Raw genomic sequence first — 19050 nt, forward strand, 5'->3', positions numbered from 1 at the left:
CGGGGTGCGGTTCGCGGAGAAGCTACCTTCAGGTCCCGCGGCCGGGGGCGGCTGAACGGGACGCGCACACGGACAAGAAGGCGTTGCGCGCTGGGCGTCCCGCAGGGCATGCGGAACACGGGCCACGCCGCCGATGGCGGGCACGGCTCACGGGGAACGGGGGTCGGTCAGGAGCCTTTGCGGCCGCTCTTGCGTGGGCGCGAGGCACCACGCTTGGACGTGCCGGTTTCGACCGGCAGCGTGCCTTTGCAGTCGGGATAGCGACTGCACGACCAGAACGGGCCGCTCTTGCCGGTGCGTTGGCGCGTGGGCGCGCCACACTGCGGACAAGCCGGTCCTTGGGGCACCTTGATGGACAGGGACGTGCTGCCGTACTGCGCGATCAACTGCGAAATCCATGCAGCCTGCTTGCCGATGAACACATCCAGGGTGAGTTGTCCGGCCTCGATCATGTCCAGCGCCTGTTCCCAGACGGCGGTGGTGCCGGGGTCGGCAATCGCCGCGGGCACGGCGTCTATCAGCGTGAGCGCCGCATCCGATGCGCGGATGGAGCGTCCCTTCTTCACGATGTAGCCGCGGGCGATCAGCCCGCTGATGATGTTGGCCCGGGTCGCCTCGGTGCCGATGCCCGTCGTGTCCTTGAGCTTCTGCTTCAGGCGCGGGTCGGTCACGAAACGCGCAACGCCCTTCATCGCCTTGACCAGTTCGCCCTGGGTATAGGGCTTGGGCGGCATCGTCTTGAGGGCCTTGATGTCGGCCCCGGCGACCTGACATGCCATCCCGTCGCGCAATGCGGGCAGCACCTGGCTGCGCGGGGCATCGCCGTCCTCGTCGGCGCTGCCTTCACGTTCTGGCTCGGCCAGCACCAGGAGCCAGCCCTTGACGACGACCTGCTTGCCCGTGGCCACCAGCTTCTGCTGGCCGCAGGAGAGGTCCGCCACGGTGCGGTCGAACTCGTGGTGCGGGAGGAACTGGGCCAGGTAATGCGCCCGGATCAGCCGGTACACCGCCTGCTCCTTCTCGCTCATGGCGGAGAGGTTCGCGGGTTCGAGCGTCGGGATGATGCCGTGGTGCGCCGTCACCTTACTGTCGTTCCAGGCGCGCGAGCGCTGGGCGCGGTCGAGCTGGCCCATGATCGGGGCCAGCGTGGGATCGGTCTTGAGCAGGCTGTCCAGGACCGTGGGCACCTCGGCGAACATGCTTTCGGGCAGGTAGCCCGAATCCGAGCGCGGGTACGTCGTGGCCTTGTGCGTCTCGTACAGAGCCTGGGCGATCTCCAAGGTTTCCTGCACGTCCAGCCCAAGCTGCTTGGAACAGACTTCCTGCAAGGTGCCCAGGTCGAACAGCAGCGGCGGGCCTTCGCGCACGCGCTCGGTCTCGACCGACACCACCTGGGCACTGCCCGCGGCGCGGATCTGTTGCGCGGCCTGCTGTGCGACGGGCTGCTGCAGGCAGCGGCCGGCGTCGTCGGTGCTGGCGTCGGGTGCCACCCACTGCGCGGTGAACGTCTGACCGCCTGCGGACAGGGACACGTCGATGGCCCAGTACGGCACGGACACGAAGGCCGCGATCTCTCGGTCGCGGTCCACCACGAGTTTGAGCGTCGGGGTCTGTACACGCCCGACCGACAGCACGCCGTCGTAGCCGGCCTGCCGCCCGAGCACGGTGAACAGCCGGCTGAGGTTCATGCCGACGAGCCAGTCGGCGCGCGAGCGCGCCAGCGCCGAGTAATACATCGGCAGCGTCTCGGCCGAGGGCCGCAGCTTGGCGAGCGCGGTGCGGATGGACGCATCGTTGAGCGCCGACAGCCACAGGCGTGCTATGGGGCCGCGGTATCCGCACAGGTCGATGATCTCGCGGGCGATCAGTTCACCCTCGCGGTCGGCATCGGTGGCAATGACGAGATGGGTCGCCTTCGCCAGAAGCGTTTTGACGACCTTGAATTGCGTGGCGGTCTGCGGTTTGACCTCGACCCGCCACTGCTGAGGGATGATGGGCAACTGCTCCAACGACCAGCGCTTGAGCGCCGCGTCATAGACCTCGGGTGCTGCCGCTTCGACGAGATGGCCGATGCACCAGGTGACCGTGACGCCGGAGCCGTTGAGGCAGCCTTCACCGCGCTGCGTGGCGCCGAGAATCCGGCCGATGTCTTTGCCCTGGGAGGGCTTCTCGCACAGAAACAGCCGCATGTCCGTCCATCCGCTTCCCGTTGTTCATGGAGTTGCTGGGATCGAGGATGCCGAGCGCCTGTTGGGGCAGCAGCAAACAAGCTGCATGCGGCAGCGACCGCTTTCACGAGATGGGATGGCTGAGGCGGGGATGGCGTGCGGCCGGCGATGTGCGAGTCGGGAGCCGCGATGTTCGGGAGCGCGTGGAAGCCGGTGGACGCTGGTGGCGCTGTCCCCTGGGGATAGCTCGCGAGGACATGGGGGGCGGCAACGTACTGCGGCCGCCCCCCCGTCGGATCACTTCCTGCGCTTGGGCTCCTTCGGCGCAGCCGGTTCCTGGGCGGCCTGGGGCTTGGGCTGCGCGTCCTGTGCGGTCTCCTGCGATTTGGGGCTCAGGACGACGGACTCGATGCGGAACGGCAGGATGCCGACGCTGCGCGCGTTGATCTGCCAAGTCTCACGTGGCTGATCCTCGTTGTCGGTCCAGGGTTCGCGCTCCATGCGGCCGACGACCAGCACGCGCATGCCCTTCTGGTAGAGGTCCTTCCAGTGCGCGGCGTCGCGGTGCCAGATTTCCACCGGCGCCCAGAAGCCGCCGCGATCCTCATAGTCGCCGCCCTTGGTGGGAACGGGGTTGTCGAAATACACGTTCAGCCGCAACAAGCGCCGCGGTTCGTCGTTGCCGTTGGGGAACTCCCGGTACTCGGGGGGCGAGCCGATGTTGCCTTCGCCCGAAAAATGCGTGCTCATGTTGCAATCTCCTTGGTGGTTGAAATACCCGCACCTGGTCGGCGCCGGGCGCGTGCTGGGATGCCCGGCGCAATCACCGATCGCGCATTGCGGCGGGAAAGGACGTGAGCCGGCGCAGGTAGGCGTCTTCCGCCTCGGCGGCCTTGCTGGCGCACTCCTGCGCCTGCCTGCCCAGGGTGTGCAACAGGCTGATCTGCATGTTCAGCGTGATGCGCTGCAGCTCGATCGCGTGCAGGTCGGCCAGCAGGTTGACCGGCGTGCTGGTGCTCGCCATCAGCTCCTGCCACAGGGCCACGCCCATGGCCGAGCGGTCGTGCCTGCGCCAGCGCAGGAACGTCGTTCCCGCGCCAGTGGTCTGCTGGGCCAGTTCCACGGGCAGCAGGTGGAAGGGATGCCCACTGGCCTGTTGCAGCACTTGTCGCTGCGCCAAGCCGATCAACTCGTCGCGCATGGCGAAGCACTGGCCGGCCCAGGCCTCCAAGTCCCCTTTACCTTTAAAAGGCTTTAAAAGGCCTTTTAGAGAGGCCGCGTGTTCCAGGCGCATGAAGGCTCCCTGTTGCAGGCCCCGGAAGTAGCGGGTCGGCTGGTTCAGATCGCTCATGCGGATTCGTCCTCGCCGGCAGTGGCTGCGTTTTCGGACGGGTCGGCAGCAGCGGCCGCATCACCATCGACGCTGGTAGCGGCTGCGGCAGGACTCTCACCGCGCTGTTGCAGACCACGGCGCACGATGGGTGGCGCAAACTTCGAGCGGCGCGTGCCTTCGAGCACGTCCTGCGGCAACTCGCCGAACTTCTCCAGCGCGGCCCGCGCTGCCGCATTCTTCGCCGCGAAATCGTCGCGGGTGCAGCCCGAATAGCGATACTGCTGGGCCAGCGAGAACAGGCTGCGCAGCGCGTGCGCGCCCTCGTTGAGCCAGCGCTCTAAGGTGCTGCGGTCGATCAGCGCGGTGTGGTGGGCGAGGATCAGCTTGCGCGCGATGTCGTCGTAGTCGGCCAGGAGATAGACAGCGGCAAAGCCCAACTGCGCATTGACGAACAGCGGCAGCTTGACGGGCTGCACGTTGAGGTTCTCGCCCAGGGTCAACGCGGCGGGCACGCCGGCCAGGGCCTGGTCCACCTGTTCGCGCAGCGTCTGCAGCGTGGTCTTGGTCTGGTCGAGCTTGTCCTCGATGCGCAGCATCCACCAGTCGCTGTACGGGTCGTCCTGCTCCGAGCCGCGCTTCATTTTGTTCATGACGGCGATGTAGCCGTTCAGGCCGACGATGCCCGGTCGCCCCTCGGCGGCGGCGCGGCCATGCCAGATGCGCGAGGCGTGGTGGGTGTGCAGCGTCAGCGACATTGCGCTGCGCAGGGAGCCGAGGTTGAGTTGCAATGGTTCGTTGCTGGTTGCCATGGTGATCGCTCGCTGGTGGACAGGGAGCCGCCAGCATCCGCATGCGGCGGAAGGCAGTCAGTCAACAAACCGAAATGAGCCGGCCCCCGGTTCTGTGCGCGCTGGCGGCGCAGCGCGCAACGGTCCCCTGGGGACCGCTCCGCAGATGGGCATTCACGTTGGCGCTCCGGGCCTCGGTCGTCGACGGGTTGCGTGCTGCACCGCACGTCGCGCTGTCGTTCGACACCATCCTTCGCAGCACGGCCGTCCCCAGGGGACCGTTCCGCTGAGCGCCATGGAGGTTTGCTTCATGGCCTTGCCAGGCGCTTTGCCCAGGTTTCGCGCAGCAGGTCGCGCCGTCACCCGGCGCTTCACCGCACAGCCGTCCCCAGGGGACCGTTTCTGCCGACCGCCATGGAGATCTACTTCACGGCTTTGACGAGCCCTGTGCTCAGGTCTTGCGCAGCAGGTCGCGCAGGCGCTCGATGTGCTGCCGGGCCACCTCGGGCGGCACGACGTTGCGCGGCGGCTCGGATGGTGGCGCTCGCGCCGCCGATGGTGTTGGCGGTGCCGGGCCGGTCTGCTTGGCCCACGCATTGAACTCGCCGCGCATGGCGCGCTGGATGATGCCGAACAGATATCCGGCGGGGTTGCGGATGCCATGCTTGCCGCACCGTGCGGCCCATTCGTCCAGCACGGCCTGCCCCAGGGCAGCGTCCACCTGCTGCAACGCCATCCTGGCTCCGGCCTGCTGTTCCGCCTTCAGTTCCGCGAAGCGCTTGGGCCATTGCAGGTCGCCCAGCGCACGCGCCTGCGCGGTAGTACGTACTTCATTAATACGACTACTACGTACTGTACGGTCCTGCTTCGGATTCCGAAGAGCGCCGTCTGGCGCGGGTTTCGGCCCTGCTTCGGATTCCGAAGAGGGGCGTTCGCCATTCCGAAGAAGGCTCGCGGGCCCTTCTTCGGAATCGTGGATCGCATCCTCCTGTGGATAACTTTGAGTGGCGGTGATGCCCTGGTCGGCCAGGCGCTCGGCGAGCACTTGCAGCCGCGACGGCAAGGTGCGTCCGGACAACATCGGGTCGTCCGCGATCTCCTGGAGGGTGTTGAGTCCCACCACCTGAACGGCCTTGGCCGAATGCCCCAGCGACTGGCTGACCAGGGCCAGGTAGTCGGCGTCGAGCTGCATGGCCTCGAACGGTGTCAGGGGTTCGTCATGCAGGACGTAGAGGTTTCCGAGGATGCGGCCGGTCTTGGGGTCGCGCCGTCGTCGCACGAGGCTCAGCCAGCGCGTCAGGCGCAGCAGCGTCAGCGCCCGCGCGACGGTCTCGTGGGAGGCTTGTCCCGCGCAGGGCATGGACGCCAGCCAGGGGCGCAACTGCTCATAGGTCGGGAACGCCGTGACGCCGTCGTCGTTGAGCATCAGCCGGAACACCTGCCAGGCGTTGCGCTCCAGCGGTGTCAGGCGGCGGTCGAGGAACAGCCGCCGCGGCACGCTCTCGTGCCGATTGCCACTGAACAGGAAGGCGTCGCCGGACGCGGCAGGCGTGGGCACTGCCATGGGCGCTGGCGCGCTGGGATGTGGCTTGGGCGTGAGGTCCTTCAGCGCAGCGTCGAACAGGTCGGCGAGTGCGACGGGGCCTTGACGCGGGGCTCGTGGGGCGGTGTCGTCCACGGCCATGGCCTAGCCCAATCCCTGATCGACCCAGTTCCTGATCGCGGCCCAGACCACCGAGAGCGGCAGTGACATACCCTCGGCCAGGTCCATGGCCGCATCGAGAATCGAGGTCTCGTCCTCCAGATCGACGTTCCTGCTGCTGGTCACGGCTTTCCATTGCCGCCACAGTTCGGTGTCCTGGGTCTCGTCCAGGACGGGGTGGCGCCCCTTGCGCTTGGGCAGGCCGAGGATCTCCCGCCGCAGGGCGACTTCCTGATGGGTCAGGCCATAGAAGCGGCTGACCATCTCCGTGCTGGCCCCCAGCCGCAGCATGCGATCGACCGTGGCGATTTCCTTCTCCACGTCCTGTGCCTGGTTGAGCAGGCGCTGCAGCACTTCGCGGTTGACCGTGACCGAGCACCACGAGACGCTGGCGTTGGCCAGCACGCTGATCAGCGCGGGGTGCTTGAGCGCATCCAGCTCGGCCTCGCCGAAGCCCATGGCCTTGCAGCGGCGCAGTTGGCCGTTGCGAAGGTCATACAGCGCCTGGGCGATCACGGCCTGGTTGAGCGGATGCGATGTGGACATGCGACCTCCCTCGCTCACGTCCCGGGCGCCGTGGTGCCGGCTTCCAGGTCCAGCAGACGCCGGGCCAAGCGGAGCAGCCGAAAGAGCTTGACCAACGCGGTGTCGCTCAAGCGCCTTGCGCCGCTGCCATGGCCTTGGCTCTGGCCGTGCAACAGGGTCGGCAGGTCGGCGGCGAGCTGCGCGCCGTCCAGGCCCGCTTCGGCGACGGGCTGACCCGTCAGCGAAGTGAGGAGCGTCAGCACCGCGCGGCCGAGCGGCGACGGGGCTTGGCCGCGGGCGCGGCACGCAAACCCGATGCCATCGGCGCGATCCTCGATGTACTCGTCCAGGCCTGCCTCCCCGGCGATCTCGCGCGCGAACTGCGCGATGTGGATGCGCAGCCGATCGGGCGTGTCCAGGCCGGCGTCGATGTACCAGACATCGGAGATCGGATAGAGTCCGCCGGCTTGCACCGGGATGGACTGCAACACGCTCGCCGAGAAGTCGGGCGGCAGCGCATCGCCCAACTGGTCGGCGACCATGCGCTGGATCGACTGCAGCCGTTCGGTCGTCGGTGCCGGCGAGACGATGTGCTCACGAAGCAGATCGCTCGGTGCAGCCGCCGGGCTTCCCGTGGCCGCTTCGCCAGCCGCCGTGTCGTCGTGGCGCAAGGTGGGCTCGGACGCCGGAGGGCTGGCGGGTGGAGGACCGGCCGCCGCTGCAGGCGTGGCGATGGACGATGCTGCGCCCGGCGGAGTCGGCGTGCCGGCGGTGGGCGAAGGCAACGCCGGCTGCGCCGCAGGTGGCGTCGGGTCACTGACCAGCGCCCGGTGGCGGCTTTCCGATTCGGTCAGGTCCAGCGCCAGCACGTCGTAGCCGATGCCCAGCAGCTCGGACATCTGGCCGATCAGCTCGTCTTGCACGCGCTGCGGCGCGAACTCGTCGCCCTGCGTGTCGAACTGCGCCAGCACCTCCTGAAAAAAGCTGTCGAAGTCCAGCGGCAGCGAGCGGTCCTTGGCGTAGTGCTCCCAGGTGCGTTTGCAGGCCGTGCGCATGACCGACAGCCGCTCGACCTGGTGGCGCCCAAGGCCGCCATAAAGCACGGTGGGAATGGCGGGCAGCAGGTAGCGCACCGCGTCGGCCATGCGGGTGATGTGCGACCGCTGGACGGGGAAGCCATCGGCCGCCAGGCGGCGGGCCAGTTCCGACTGGCTCAGGGCGGCGCCGCTCTCCTGCTCGTAGAACTCCCGTGCTTTCTCGACGCCGAGCGCGCGCTCGATGAACGTGAGGCCGCCGCGCAGTTCGTTCTCGGCAAGATGCCCGGTCAGCGCGACGATTTCACCGCGCTCCGGCCATGGTCGGAACAGACACGATATGCGGAAGAAGCGTTCTTCCTTGGTCTCCGACCAGAGTTCGCGCAGGATCGCCAGCCGCGTGTTGCCGCCGTTGCGGATGATGTAGTGGTCCCCGCCGGGCCGGCGCGTGATAGCCGGCGCCGCGTCCAGGCCGCGCTCGCGGATGGACGCCTTGATTTCCTCGTAAGCCGGGTTGCGCTTCATGCGCGGGTCATGGTCGTAGGGCCGCAACTGGTCCAGCGTCACGACCATGGGCGTGTCCGCGATCGGGTCGCTCAAGGCCGTAGCCGCTGGGCCGCTGCGCTCGAAGCCGGCCGCGAGCAGCTTGCCTGCCATGTCCTGCGAGGTCATGTCAGCCATGGCCGCACCCCTCGCAGTCCCCACGACCGCCGGCCGGCGCCATGCGGGCCTCTCGCTCGGCGCGGCGGATCTGCGCACGGGCGTTCAATTCGGCCCGGTGGTCACTCGCTGTCGAACTCGTGTAGATCGCCGCGCAGCCGGCCTTGGTGAACTTGAGGTGCCCGCCCGGCGTGCGCTTGACGTGCCAGCCCTCACCGACCGCGAACTCGATCAGGGCGCGCAGCCGCTTGTGGCCGCGGGCCAGCTCATGTGCGTTCGCCATGGGGCCTCCCAGGATCAAGAGGTCGCTGCGGGCGGCCGGATACTTGAGCCAGTCGGTCCTGCCATTGCGGGAACAACTCGCTGGCGAGCGCGCGCATCGTGTCGAGCGCGGCAGGGGCGACTCTGCCGGGCGGCTGGCGGTGCTCGACCCGATGCACCGGCAGGCCGCGCGTTGCGGCACGTGGATACGCTTCTATGGCCGGCACGTCGGTGGCGAGCACGCGGATGCCGGCGCTGTCCTGGAACAGGTCGCGCAGGGCCTGCTGGATCAGCCGTGCGTTGGCGGACACCGGGTGGACGCGGTTGATGAGCAAGTGCAGCGGCGGCGGTTCGATACCCAGGTGCCGGTACGGCGCAATGTCTTCGAGCAACTGCATGGTGCCGCGCCGCAGCTCGCGTGCCGCGAGGATTTCCGGCGTGACGGGCGACAGCGCGAGATCGGAGGCGAGCACCGCCATCTCCAGCAGCACGGAACGCGCGCCCTGGGTGTCGATCAGCACCAGGTCGTAGAGGGGAGCAAGTGCTGGCAGCAGATGCCGCAACCGCAGGCGGCCATCCGGCGCATGCAGCAACAACGTGTTCAGCTCGCCCCGGTGGTCGTTGGACAGCACCAGGTCCAGGCCCGCGATGATCGTGCGGGACACGAGCTGGCCAAGGTCGCGCTCGTTGAAGGCCAACAGCTCATAGATGCCGCCCGGCGCGCGCTGGGTCAGTTCGTAGTAGGAGGACAAGGTGGGCTGCACGTCGAGATCGAGCAGCAGCACGCGCAGGCCCGCGTCCGCGGCGAGCCCGCCCAGGTTGGCGGCCGTCGTGGTCTTGCCGACGCCGCCCTTCGTTGAAATGATGGACACGACCTGCATGGCGCTCTCCGGCTGGGAATGGGAAGTCCGCGGGAGAGCGGGTCAGGTCCGGTGGTTGAGGCGCTCGGCGATCCACTGGTCGATTTCGATCGAATCCCAGCCGACAGCGCGCACGCCCAGGCGCAGCGCCTGAGGGAACTGGCGCTTCTTCATCAGGTTGTAGATGTGGGCGCGTTTGAAGCCGGACTTCGCTTCGACTTCATCGAGCCGCAGGATGCGGCGCTCGTTCGGCGGGAGTACAGGGGTCTGCGACATGGCGGTCACTCCTGAACGCTCGGTGGCGTTTGTTGGCGTGACCTCTATTCAATAGACCTGGCTGCGGAAAGACATTGCAAATGCAATCTCCGCGATTGCACATACAAGCTGGATAACCTCATGCGCTTGCGCTACGAACGTACCTCTTAGCGTTGGCGAACTTTCCGTTTAAGGTGCGCTCAGTGATGCCCATGGTGCCGCCGTAGTGGGCGACCAATGCAGAGACAAGGGCCTCCTGCGTTTTGAAGCTGGAATAGGGCACGCCTGAAGGCGACTGGCTCAGCATCAGCGTCAACATCCCTCCAATGATGTTGAGATAGGTCGTTTCCGCCCGTTCGCTGATCTCGCATTGCTTGGATGCCAACAGCACCGAGGATTGCTTGAGTAGCGTGTCGTGCTGCTCCTGCAGTTCTCGCATCTCACGTCGGGCTTGTTCAAGCGCGGCCTGAAGGGCCAGCCGCTCCACGAGGATCGCCTGTCCTGTTTCCATGGTGATGAAAGGATGCGCCATGCGTTCGCCACGGCTGAACAGAAATCCTGGCCGGTGCTCGGGATAGTGGGTGCGCATCCAGCGTTTTAGATCGACATGGCGAACAGTCAGATCCAGAGAATTGAGCAGCTTCGGATCATTGAGCGTGATCCCGTTCTTGCCGTAGGGCAGCTCTCCGTTGAGGATGCCGTCATAGATACGTTCCGAGTGCAGCCGGCACTCATTCCATCGAGGGCAGTTCAGCGACCGAGGCAGGACACGCGGTGACGCGATCGTGGCCAGGATCATCGGGAGATACCGCAGCAACCCAGCCCATCGGATGGCCGCCTCGATGGGACGATAGAACACCTTTGATGTTGAAATGTCCTTGTGCATGTCTTCGTCTCCTTTCGGGTGCGCTACATCACCGGCTCCTTTCTTGCCCAAGGGCTGTTGTGTCGTTATGGCCTGCGACGGACGCTTGAGGCGATGCCCTAAGCGAAGGCGGAGGAGGCCATTGGCGTCCGCCGCAGGTGGCCTTGTCTTGCTTGATATGCAAGAATCGATCAGTTGCCGGCCCATCGAGCGATGAGGACGCAAGCTCGATATTGGCGCTCACGGTACCAGCGTCATAGGTGGCGCAAAGCCCATCAAGACCGATTTGGTATGGTCTGATATCCAGACGGTTCAAGACCAGCGAGTTGAAGCGTTCGACGCCCCTACGTCCAGTTGGTGACTGGAAATCAGCGGTTAGTGATGCATCGCTCCACATGCTGATATATCGACAAAGTATCTGCCGCAGTACCAGTGACCCTGCCAGGTTGCCCCAGCACATAGGAGACGGAGATGGCTGAACATTCCCATGAACATCAACATCACACATCCGGTCAGATGGGTAAGCACGGCCGACCATACGCCAAGTTCTGGGTGAACATGGTGTTGGGCCTCGTCGTCATGTACTTCGTAATGTTCAGCATGATCGACGGCGCCAGGGACTTCAGAAACAATCTCAACATGCTCTACATGGCGGTCACTATGTGGGCGCCAATGGGCATCTTCATGCTAGCGACAATGCCCGGCATGTTTCCAAACCGGCGGCTCAATCTCGTGCTGTACGGCTTGTTTGCCGTTCTCACACTCGGTTCTTTTGCCGCGACCCGTGCTCAAACCGGAATCGGCGATCGACAGTTCATCGCGTCTATGGTCCCGCACCATTCGGGAGCGATCCTCATGTGCCGCGAGGCGCAGCTCTCAGATCCGGAACTCGTCAACCTATGCCAAGCGATTTCCGATGGCCAGCGCGCGGAGATCGAGCAGATGAACCGGATTGCTGCACGCCTTCGTTGAGGCTGGCTGCCACTACACTGGCGCCGCGTTGCGCTCCGGCGAAGTTAGCCGCAGCGATGTAAAGATGAGTACTTGCGGTGTTCCGATGCCGGCGGTTGTGTCCTACAGCCGTCCAGGTGCCAGGCAGTCCACGCGACACCACCCCGCGCTGCCTGCGGAGCGAGCGCAAGTCATGATCGTCGCAAGTTGGAGTTCGATAGCGAACCCGCTCAGCAGCTGGACGCATCAGGCGTAACGACGGGTGGATGGATCATCCTTGGACGCTGGTGGAAGTGGTTGGATGAACTTTGTTGCCGAGGGCGAAAAACAAGGCTATAATTGAGTTCTTCGCTGATCACCACAGTGGAGAAAGTGATTGGGAAACAGAGACTTAGCGCTCTAGTGCATGACTCGTCTCCCGCTCCAGATTTTTTCTGGCAGCGCGTGGTACGGCAAAGCGCTGCAGGTGCAGGACAATGCGGGAGTAGCTCAGTTGGTAGAGCGCAACCTTGCCAAGGTTGAGGTCGCGAGTTCGAGACTCGTCTCCCGCTCCAAATTTTGATCTACAGACTTCTACTGGGGTCTGTAGGTCATTGAAAAAAGGAGCTTCGGCTCCTTTTTTCATTCCAGCGAGTGCCACGGAAATCCACCCACAGCTACCGTTTTTGAGTGACCAAATAAGGCACAAGAATACGGGTGGGTCGGCTACCGGATAGTTGCTGGGGCTGAGCGGGAACCATGACGAGCATAGGGCCTAAGTCATTACTTAGGAGTCTCGAAATGGCGCTCTCTGATCTGACCGTCCGGCAGGCGAAGACCACCGGAAAACGCTACACCCTCTCCGACAACGACTGCCTGGGCCTGATGGTCTCAGCCGCAGGCGGCAAGTCATGGCAATTCCGCTACTACTGGCTGGGCAAGCAAAAGCGCCTGTGCCTAGGCGGCTATCCTGCCCTCAGCCTGCGTGAAGCCCGGACCGAGCGAGACAAGGCCCAGGCCCTGCTTGCCAGGGGGATCGATCCCCAGGTCGAGCGCGACCAGAAACGGCACGCGGCCAAGCTGGCAGGCGAATACACCTTCAAGACCGTCTTCGATGCTTGGGTCGAGCATCGCCGTAAGGAACTCAAGGAAGGCCGTCAGAGCACGCTTTCCCAGATCCTACGCATCTTTAACAAAGACGTGCTGCCCACTCTGGGGAAGATGTCGATCTATGACATTCGCCGCCCTCAGCTTCTGGGCGTCCTGGCGGCGATCGAGAAGCGCAAGGCGTTCACTACTGCGGAAAAGGTCCGCACCTGGTTCAACCAGATGTTCCGTTATGCCCTGGTCATCGCCGAGGGGCTGGAGGTCAACCCGGCCGCAGACCTGGACGTGGTAGCCGAACCCAAGCCCCCGGTAGCCCACAATCCCTACTTGCACCTGCCCGAGATGCCCGAGTTCCTCCAGAAGCTCCGGCTCTACAACCCCCGTGGCTGGCAGACCCAGCTTGGCGTCCGGCTGCTGTTCCTGACCGGGGTGCGCACCGGCGAACTGCGGTTGGCCGAACCCGAACAGTTCGACCTCGACCGCGGCTTGTGGATCATCCCACCGCAGATCGTCAAGCAGCTCCAGGATGAAATGCGCAAGGCAGGGAAGCGGCCGCAGGATGTGCCCCCCTATATCGTGCCGCTATCCCTGCAGGCCATCGAGATCGTGCGCTATCTTCTGGGGGTGATGCGGCCGGCGCAGAGGTACCTGCTGTCACACCGCAGCGAACTCAAGAAGCGCATCAGCGAGAACACTCTCAACAAGGCCGTGCAGCTCATGGGCTATGAGGGGCGCCTGACCGGCCACGGCATCCGCGGCACCATCTCGACGGCGCTCAACGAGATTGGCTACCCGAAGATTTGGGTGGACGCGCAGCTTTCCCATTCCGACCCCAACAAGGTGAGTTCGTCCTACAACCACGCCAAGTACGTTGAGCCGCGCCGTCGGATGATGCAGGACTGGGCCGATCGGCTCGACCTGCTCGAACAGGGCGAAGTGGAAGCCGCGAGCGCGCACCTGACCATCCGTATCGACGGAGTGCCGGCGATGGCGGAAGCGGAGGAAGCGGTGGAGACGGCCCCCACGGTGGCCGAGCCCACTCTCACCAGCGTCTCGCCCGTTGTAGCAACACCCATTGTCGTGACCTCGAATGGCGGCGGGATCACGTTCCAGCGGCTGTCTCAGGTGCCGCCGCCTCCGACGCATGCCCCAGAGCCGGAAGTGTCCGCGATCCAGCGCGAGCGCGAGGAAATGCTGACCATCTACGAGTCTCCAAGCAGCTTGCCGGTCCCGCTGTTCGGCAAGCTGGCCGGAAAGTCCAAGGACCAGATCAACCGCGAACTGAAAGCGGGCAAGTTGCTGTCCATCAGTTTGGGCAATCGGGGGCAGCGTGTTCCCGATTGGCAACTGGTGCCGCTCAAGCACAAGCTGGCCCAGGTGCTCATGAACCAGTGCCCGCACGCGGATTCGTGGGATCTGTACCGCATGCTGACCCAGCCGCACCCTGACCTGGGGGATCGCGCGGCCATTGATGCGGTCACGCCGACCAACGTGCCGGCAATCATCCGGGTCATCATGGGCGACTACCAGCACCATGCGGATATGCCCGAGGCCATTGCCCCGTACCCCATCCCCGAGGATGTGCGGCAAAGCGTTCGTCGGCTGGTGGATAGCGCAGTAGTTCTAGACGGAGCATAGGGCTCTCAAACCTTGCAGGGGCCTTGTGGCCCCTGCATTACGCTTGCACCGCCTCCACGAGTTCGCTCAGCGTGCGCGGTGCGGGAGCGAAGAACACGGCGCCGGTGTGCGCCGTCGAGAAATCGAGCAGGCGGTCGTGCATGCCTGGCGGATCGCCGAGGAACATGCGCTCCAGCATCTTCTGCGTCACCCACAGATGCCTGGAGTAGCCGATGAAGTAGGTGCCATATTCGCCCTGGCCGGGGCGGCCGAAGGGCATGTTGTCGCGCAGGATGTCGTGCTCGGTGCCGTCGTCGTCCACGATCGTGGCGAGGGTCTTGTGCGATTTCTGGCCGCTCGTCGCGTCGGGCAATTCGACATTGCTGACGATCTCCCGGCCGATGATCCGCTCTTGCTCGTCCTTGGCGAGCCGAGCCCACGGCTGCATTTGGTGCAGATACTTCTGCACCACCAAGTAGCTGCCGCCGGCGAACGCCTGATCTTCACTGCCGACCAGCGTCGAGGCGCCGATGTCGTGCCCGGTCGGGTTGGCCGTGCCATCGACAAAGCCAAGCAGGTCGCGGGAGTCGAAGTAGCGAAAACCGACCACCTCGTCGGCCACCGTCACGCTGCTGCCCAGTTGGTCCAGCAGCAGGCGCTCGAATTCAAAACAGAGGTCCTCACGTTCGGCACGGATGTGAAAGAACAGGTCGCCGGGCGTGGCAGGCGCGGTGTGCTTAGCACCCTCGATGGGCAGGAAGGGCCGTAGTTCCTTCGGGCGCTTCCCGGTCTGGAAACGGTCCCATAGCGCCGATCCCAGTGCAGTGATACACGACAGCCGGCCGTTGAGATCGCGGAAGCCCACCGTTTTGATCAGGTCGTCCAGCCCGTCCAAGACGCCGGCGACCACCTGAAGGGCCTCGTGGCCCTCGGCGACCGTCAACGTGAGAAACACCGCCGCGCGCGACAGCGGCGCATCGATGCTTTGCGAGTCAATTGGTACTCGGTCCCAACCACTTCCAACCATTCGTGCCTCCAAAGACCATGTTCATTCATCATATTGCCAGAGATGAAAGTGCTATCACTGGCGCGCTAACAGGCGCGTGCCGCTGTAACTACCCGCACGCAGCCTCGGCGAGAGCGGGCTATGGGTTGTTCGAGCAAGCCGCGCTGTCCCTGGCAACCAGCATTGCCCTGTGCTCGAACCGCTCAGAAACAACATTGGCTCGTCCGTGGGGCCGCTGCAGGTATGTCACGATCTCGTAGGGGCCGTCTGAAAGCGGTCGCATAGTGATCCCCCACGCATGGGCACGCTCAATGCGCGATTGCGCGGAGAGCCCCACTCCGTAGCCAGCGGTCACCCAAAGCGCCATCATCTCGAACGAAGTCACATGCTGAATGCTCTGCTGGCTCAACGGAAGAAAGGACAGTCGCTGATCCAGCAGTAGGCAAGTCTCCGCCGGCCAGCGAAACACCGGATAGTCCAGAAGCTCGGCAAGCGTGATCTTCGCCTGGGCAACTAAGGGGGACCCCAGCGGCACTGCAACAGCCACGTTCTCCACCCAGAGCGGTTGGCTTTTCACGGCCGGAGCACCAGCGTTCCGAAGCGACATTCCAGCGTCGTAGCGGCCTTCCTCAAGGCCCGTCAACAGATCATCGGCTGAGGTCTCAAAGAACGTGATGGTGACTTCTGGTTCCTCCGCGCGCTGTAGGGCAAGAAGCGTTGTGAGGCAAGAGGATGGCACTCCGGGCGCGATAGCAAGCCTGAAATGGGAAAACTGGCTGGTGGCGTCATGCATGAGGGCCCCCAATAAGCGATCTGTCCAGAAAGGCAAACCAGCGTTGCAGGAAAGAGTGAAGTTTAACGTCGTTATCTTTAACGTGGTTAATTGTGGCAGATTGTTTGACGCTTCTGCTAATGCAGAAATCAACAATTCAGCCAGGCCGTCCTTCTGGCACATCGACGTATGAATCCGAGTCGGCGTCAGCCTTCGGAAAGGCCGTGCGCGCTGCGCGCGTCGCTCAAGGAGTCGCGCAAGACGAGTTCGCATCTCGGGCAAGCATTTCGCGTTCTCACATGGGTAAGATCGAGCGTGGTGAGCACGTGCCCACGCTTCCGCTCATACTGAAAATTTCTACGGCACTTGGAATAAGCGCGGCTGACCTGATGACGGCGACCGAACGCAATCTGCGTGCCGACACTGATCCCTGAGTGTCTAGCCTGCCAGCTCCGTCAACCGTCCGAAGAGTCGCGAAGGCGAACGATAAAACGCTCCACCGAAGCCGATAAATTGCCGCCGTCGGGCCGAAGCAGGTAGGTGGTGATCACGGCGGAATCCATCGCCAAGGGGCGGATCACCACATCCGGCCGTTGGGAGATGGGAATCTTGGTCGCCGTCATAAAGCCGATGCCGTAGCCGGCGCCGACCAACGTGAGCATCATGTCTAGCGAGGACACTTCCTCGACAACATTCAGCTTGTGCTCCAACGTGTTGAGCAGCCGCTTGAGTTCGCGGCAATAGCCCTCGCATACCTGCGGGTCGCACAGGACAAGTGGATGGCCTTGAAGTTCTTGAAGTGGCACCTCCTTGTAGGTGAGCAATGAGTGACGAGCTGGCACCGCAATCACCAGCGGGTCATGCCAGATTGGTTCGGCAGCGATACCGTCGCCGACATCGGCCGTGTGCGCGAACCCGATCATGAAGTCGCCCGAACGCAAGCCACGCACTTGCTCTGCCAGAGGCACTTCTGACAAGCGTATTTCGATCTCCGGCTCCTCGGCGCGGCAACGAGCCAGAAATGCCGACAGCCGTGGATCGATAGCCCCATCTGATACAGCGATGCGCAGGCTACCGCGCAAGCCCGATGCCACAGCCTTGGCATTTTCACGAGCCTGTTCCAGCACTGTGAATAGACGGCGAACATCTTGCAAGAAGACCGCGCCCGCCGCCGTTAGAACTGTTCCTCGTCGGTTTCGGTCGAAGAGCACTACGCCCAACTCGTCCTCAAGTTCCTTGATGGCTCGTGATAGCGGTGGTTGTTCGATATGCAGGCGCTCAGCCGCCCGCGTGAAATGTAGCTCCTCAGCAAGAACTACGAAGCAGCGAAGATGGCGCAGCTCCATAGGCCACCCTCCCGTTCCGACTTATCCAACACTGTGCTATCTCCCTATAGAAGTGACTGCCATTCTGGCGGCGGCGAGTTCGGCCACATCATTGGAAACTTCTGGCTGAATGAGCCAGGGCTGGGTTGACCGTGCGATGGCCCGAGGCAGGCACAACACCAGGCGAGCCTGATCAAGTCCGTGGGGTGATAAGGATCAGACGAAGGCTATCTCCAGCCACGCACGTCAATGGATGCCGTGCATCGTCCCCGTCTGACCCTTGGCCGATTGCGAACCAAGCGCTTGAACACGCTTGCGGTTGATCATCACCTGCGGATTGCTGAGGCTCTGCTCCTGGTCCGAGCCAAGGCAAGTACCTTGGGGCAGACGGCAAATGCCGGCGAAAATATTCGCCGGCTCAAGTTGCTGCCCGGAGACTGGCGGGACCAGAATGCCTCTCACCAGAAAGTGTGAGACATCCTGATGCTTAGCCCGCGCCGGATGCTTAATGCCGCACTGAACCATGCGGGTCGATGACGTACTTGTATGCAGAACCCGCGTCGAACTCTTTGTACGCGGCGGGCGCGTCTTCGAGCTTGATGAATTTAGTGTTCATCATCGGCGAAAGGTAAGGCATGCGATCGTTCAGTATCGCCCGCATTAACGCGTGGTTGTAGTTGGCCGTCGGAGATTGACCAGCCGACATTCGCGGCGACTTGATCCAGGCGTTGGACCATTCCAGATCCATATGGCCTTTCTTGGCTTTCGGGTCTTTCGAGATCGGGTTTGCGCAGTACACACCGACCGTACTGGTCATTCCGCCGAAGCGGACATATTTGAGCATTGCGTTGGTAACAGCGCTCTCCACGATCTTGTCAGCCTCCGCGCCAAACCCGCGGCAGTCCACACCAACATAGTCGATGACGCGATCCACCTCCCTGTGCCCGGTAATGCGTTCGAGATGCTCCTCGATCGGCACGCCGTCGGAAAGGTTGATGGTTTCCACGCCGTGTGGCTTGAGAAGGTCCAGCCGCTCTTGAATGTAATCGGCAACGATGATGGCGCCTGCACCCAGAAGTCTGGCGCAGGCGGCACCCGCTCTGCCGACCGGCCCGGCACCGAAGATCAGGATGTTTTCGCCGACGACGTAGGCCGGTGCGGCTGGCCAGTCCGGGCCAGCGAACCCATGGAAAGCTGTGGGTAATACGTCAGAGAGAAGGGTCAGGTCGCGGATTTTTTCCATGGCGGCATCCTTGTCAGGGAAGCGAAGGAGATTGAAATCCGCATACGGTACGAAGAGATAATCACCTTGCCCCCCCGTCCAGCCACCGAGGTTGAACCCGTAGGCTCCGCAGTCGATTTCGGGGTTGGTGTTCTCGCATACATCGGAGCGCATATGCTTGCAGTTGTAGCAACGCCCACACCCCACATTGAAGGGAACGGAAACGATGTCGCCCTTCTTCACGACTTCGACGTCTGATCCCACTTCGATCACTTCGCCGGTCATTTCATGGCCCATGGTCATTCCCTTGGGAACAGCAAACGAACCGCGATAAATGTGAAGGTCGCTGCCACAGATATTTGTGGTAACTATTTTGAGGATAGCGCCATGGGGTGCGCTTTTCCCTTGAGGGGTTATCAGCTCTGGAAATTTGAAGGTGTTGACCTTCATTTCCAAGGGCTTCTCGAAAGTCACGATTCGGTTACCGGTCGGAGTCATTTCGTCACCTCTGTGCGTTAATGTTTCCATCTTCTAAATCGAAGTGGGAAACGAGACTTACCGCTGTCAAGAAGAACGATCGTGGTACTGCCTAGCCGTTGGCCGCGTCTCCTTCTGCGGTC

The 19050-nt window shown here is 63.6% G+C and carries 18 protein-coding genes and 1 tRNA gene; 4 read left to right on the plus strand and 15 right to left on the minus strand.

Annotation, left to right across the window (positions count from 1 at the left end; all coding sequences use genetic code 11):
- Nucleotides 1–167: 167 nt before the first annotated feature.
- From H0X95_RS28260 to H0X95_RS28310, 11 genes are all read right to left on the minus strand, one after another.
- Nucleotides 168–2189, minus strand: a complete 2022-nt coding sequence (locus H0X95_RS28260) for a DNA topoisomerase III (protein ID WP_033962290.1) — start codon at nt 2187–2189, stop codon at nt 168–170.
- 276 nt (nt 2190–2465) lie between these two features.
- Complete coding sequence (locus H0X95_RS28265; protein WP_003120036.1) at nt 2466–2918, minus strand: single-stranded DNA-binding protein; 453 nt, start codon at nt 2916–2918, stop codon at nt 2466–2468.
- 73 nt (nt 2919–2991) lie between these two features.
- On the minus strand, nt 2992–3519 hold the full coding sequence (locus H0X95_RS28270) for a DUF3158 family protein (RefSeq protein ID WP_003090100.1): 528 nt from the start codon (nt 3517–3519) through the stop codon (nt 2992–2994).
- Nucleotides 3516–4310 carry a PFL_4669 family integrating conjugative element protein gene (locus H0X95_RS28275; RefSeq protein WP_003090099.1) on the minus strand — a complete coding sequence of 265 codons (795 nt, stop codon included), beginning with the start codon at nt 4308–4310 and terminating at the stop codon, nt 3516–3518. Before H0X95_RS28275 ends, H0X95_RS28270 begins: the two co-directional genes overlap by 4 nt.
- A 430-nt stretch (nt 4311–4740) precedes the next feature.
- Complete coding sequence (locus H0X95_RS28280; protein ID WP_023113902.1) at nt 4741–5973, minus strand: STY4528 family pathogenicity island replication protein; 1233 nt, start codon at nt 5971–5973, stop codon at nt 4741–4743.
- 3 nt (nt 5974–5976) lie between these two features.
- Nucleotides 5977–6537, minus strand: coding sequence for a DUF2857 domain-containing protein (locus H0X95_RS28285; protein WP_003090097.1), 561 nt, complete (start codon nt 6535–6537; stop codon nt 5977–5979).
- 14 nt (nt 6538–6551) lie between these two features.
- Nucleotides 6552–8231: a ParB family protein gene (locus H0X95_RS28290; RefSeq protein WP_023108429.1), complete on the minus strand. Its 1680-nt coding sequence runs from the start codon at nt 8229–8231 to the stop codon at nt 6552–6554.
- On the minus strand, nt 8224–8493 hold the full coding sequence (locus tag H0X95_RS28295; protein WP_003050422.1) for a hypothetical protein: 270 nt from the start codon (nt 8491–8493) through the stop codon (nt 8224–8226). Before H0X95_RS28295 ends, H0X95_RS28290 begins: the two co-directional genes overlap by 8 nt.
- A complete protein-coding gene (locus tag H0X95_RS28300; RefSeq protein ID WP_003090095.1) occupies nt 8477–9352 on the minus strand; it encodes a ParA family protein in 876 nt (291 codons plus the stop codon). The genes H0X95_RS28295 and H0X95_RS28300 overlap by 17 nt, the downstream gene beginning before the upstream one ends.
- A gap of 42 nt (nt 9353–9394) precedes the next feature.
- Nucleotides 9395–9607 carry an AlpA family transcriptional regulator gene (locus tag H0X95_RS28305; protein WP_003090093.1) on the minus strand — a complete coding sequence of 71 codons (213 nt, stop codon included), beginning with the start codon at nt 9605–9607 and terminating at the stop codon, nt 9395–9397.
- A 118-nt stretch (nt 9608–9725) separates the two neighbouring features.
- Entirely contained in the window at nt 9726–10472 is a 747-nt protein-coding gene (locus H0X95_RS28310) for a hypothetical protein (RefSeq protein WP_003120040.1), read from the minus strand.
- 450 nt (nt 10473–10922) lie between these two features.
- On the opposite strand from H0X95_RS28310, the gene H0X95_RS28315 reads away from it, so the two are divergent.
- The 3 genes from H0X95_RS28315 (at nt 10923) to H0X95_RS28325 (ending at nt 14126) form a co-directional block, all read left to right on the plus strand.
- Nucleotides 10923–11423 carry a DUF305 domain-containing protein gene (locus H0X95_RS28315; RefSeq protein WP_003098996.1) on the plus strand — a complete coding sequence of 167 codons (501 nt, stop codon included), beginning with the start codon at nt 10923–10925 and terminating at the stop codon, nt 11421–11423.
- 457 nt (nt 11424–11880) lie between these two features.
- Nucleotides 11881–11956: transfer RNA gene (locus H0X95_RS28320), tRNA-Gly, on the plus strand.
- Nucleotides 11957–12182: 226 nt separating this feature from the next.
- Entirely contained in the window at nt 12183–14126 is a 1944-nt protein-coding gene (locus tag H0X95_RS28325; protein ID WP_023093402.1) for a tyrosine-type recombinase/integrase, read from the plus strand.
- A 37-nt stretch (nt 14127–14163) separates the two neighbouring features.
- On the opposite strand, the gene H0X95_RS28330 is transcribed toward H0X95_RS28325, so the two are convergent.
- Together H0X95_RS28330 and H0X95_RS28335 are read right to left on the minus strand one after the other, a co-directional pair.
- A complete protein-coding gene (locus tag H0X95_RS28330) occupies nt 14164–15132 on the minus strand; it encodes a Dyp-type peroxidase (RefSeq protein WP_023093403.1) in 969 nt (322 codons plus the stop codon).
- 118 nt (nt 15133–15250) lie between these two features.
- The gene (locus tag H0X95_RS28335; RefSeq protein WP_023093404.1) at nt 15251–16066 is read right to left on the minus strand and encodes a substrate-binding domain-containing protein; all 816 of its coding nucleotides are present in this window, start codon (nt 16064–16066) and stop codon (nt 15251–15253) included.
- Between H0X95_RS28335 and H0X95_RS28340 the strand changes: the two genes are divergently transcribed.
- Entirely contained in the window at nt 16024–16317 is a 294-nt protein-coding gene (locus tag H0X95_RS28340) for a helix-turn-helix domain-containing protein (protein ID WP_071536335.1), read from the plus strand. The genes H0X95_RS28335 and H0X95_RS28340 overlap by 43 nt on opposite strands.
- Before the next feature lie 21 nt (nt 16318–16338).
- Here the strand turns inward: H0X95_RS28340 and H0X95_RS28345 are convergent, their stop codons facing one another.
- On the minus strand, nt 16339–17229 hold the full coding sequence (locus H0X95_RS28345; RefSeq protein WP_023093405.1) for a LysR family transcriptional regulator: 891 nt from the start codon (nt 17227–17229) through the stop codon (nt 16339–16341).
- Nucleotides 17230–17713: 484 nt separating this feature from the next.
- On the minus strand, nt 17714–18928 hold the full coding sequence (locus H0X95_RS28350; RefSeq protein WP_023093406.1) for a glutathione-independent formaldehyde dehydrogenase: 1215 nt from the start codon (nt 18926–18928) through the stop codon (nt 17714–17716).
- Between the last annotated feature and the right edge of the window lie 122 nt (nt 18929–19050).

Origin of the sequence: Burkholderia sp. 9779_493 (assembly GCF_015712215.1) — a bacterium.
Classification (GTDB): Bacteria; Pseudomonadota; Gammaproteobacteria; order Burkholderiales; family Burkholderiaceae; genus Burkholderia; species Burkholderia cenocepacia.

What these genes read in the sequence shown, in the direction of transcription:
- H0X95_RS28325 (WP_023093402.1), top strand. Translation starts at nt 12,183, where the DNA reads ATGGCGCTCTCTGATCTGACCGTCCGGCAGGCGAAGACCACCGGAAAA.
- H0X95_RS28350 (WP_023093406.1), bottom strand. Translation starts at nt 18,928, where the DNA reads ATGACTCCGACCGGTAACCGAATCGTGACTTTCGAGAAGCCCTTGGAA.
- H0X95_RS28285 (WP_003090097.1), bottom strand. Translation starts at nt 6,537, where the DNA reads ATGTCCACATCGCATCCGCTCAACCAGGCCGTGATCGCCCAGGCGCTG.
- H0X95_RS28330 (WP_023093403.1), bottom strand. Translation starts at nt 15,132, where the DNA reads ATGGTTGGAAGTGGTTGGGACCGAGTACCAATTGACTCGCAAAGCATC.
- H0X95_RS28275 (WP_003090099.1), bottom strand. Translation starts at nt 4,310, where the DNA reads ATGGCAACCAGCAACGAACCATTGCAACTCAACCTCGGCTCCCTGCGC.
- H0X95_RS28260 (WP_033962290.1), bottom strand. Translation starts at nt 2,189, where the DNA reads ATGCGGCTGTTTCTGTGCGAGAAGCCCTCCCAGGGCAAAGACATCGGC.
- H0X95_RS28290 (WP_023108429.1), bottom strand. Translation starts at nt 8,231, where the DNA reads ATGGCTGACATGACCTCGCAGGACATGGCAGGCAAGCTGCTCGCGGCC.
- H0X95_RS28270 (WP_003090100.1), bottom strand. Translation starts at nt 3,519, where the DNA reads ATGAGCGATCTGAACCAGCCGACCCGCTACTTCCGGGGCCTGCAACAG.
- H0X95_RS28295 (WP_003050422.1), bottom strand. Translation starts at nt 8,493, where the DNA reads ATGGCGAACGCACATGAGCTGGCCCGCGGCCACAAGCGGCTGCGCGCC.
- H0X95_RS28310 (WP_003120040.1), bottom strand. Translation starts at nt 10,472, where the DNA reads ATGCACAAGGACATTTCAACATCAAAGGTGTTCTATCGTCCCATCGAG.
- H0X95_RS28305 (WP_003090093.1), bottom strand. Translation starts at nt 9,607, where the DNA reads ATGTCGCAGACCCCTGTACTCCCGCCGAACGAGCGCCGCATCCTGCGG.
- H0X95_RS28300 (WP_003090095.1), bottom strand. Translation starts at nt 9,352, where the DNA reads ATGCAGGTCGTGTCCATCATTTCAACGAAGGGCGGCGTCGGCAAGACC.
- H0X95_RS28335 (WP_023093404.1), bottom strand. Translation starts at nt 16,066, where the DNA reads ATGTGCCAGAAGGACGGCCTGGCTGAATTGTTGATTTCTGCATTAGCA.
- H0X95_RS28340 (WP_071536335.1), top strand. Translation starts at nt 16,024, where the DNA reads ATGCAGAAATCAACAATTCAGCCAGGCCGTCCTTCTGGCACATCGACG.
- H0X95_RS28345 (WP_023093405.1), bottom strand. Translation starts at nt 17,229, where the DNA reads ATGGAGCTGCGCCATCTTCGCTGCTTCGTAGTTCTTGCTGAGGAGCTA.
- H0X95_RS28265 (WP_003120036.1), bottom strand. Translation starts at nt 2,918, where the DNA reads ATGAGCACGCATTTTTCGGGCGAAGGCAACATCGGCTCGCCCCCCGAG.
- H0X95_RS28280 (WP_023113902.1), bottom strand. Translation starts at nt 5,973, where the DNA reads ATGGCCGTGGACGACACCGCCCCACGAGCCCCGCGTCAAGGCCCCGTC.
- H0X95_RS28315 (WP_003098996.1), top strand. Translation starts at nt 10,923, where the DNA reads ATGGCTGAACATTCCCATGAACATCAACATCACACATCCGGTCAGATG.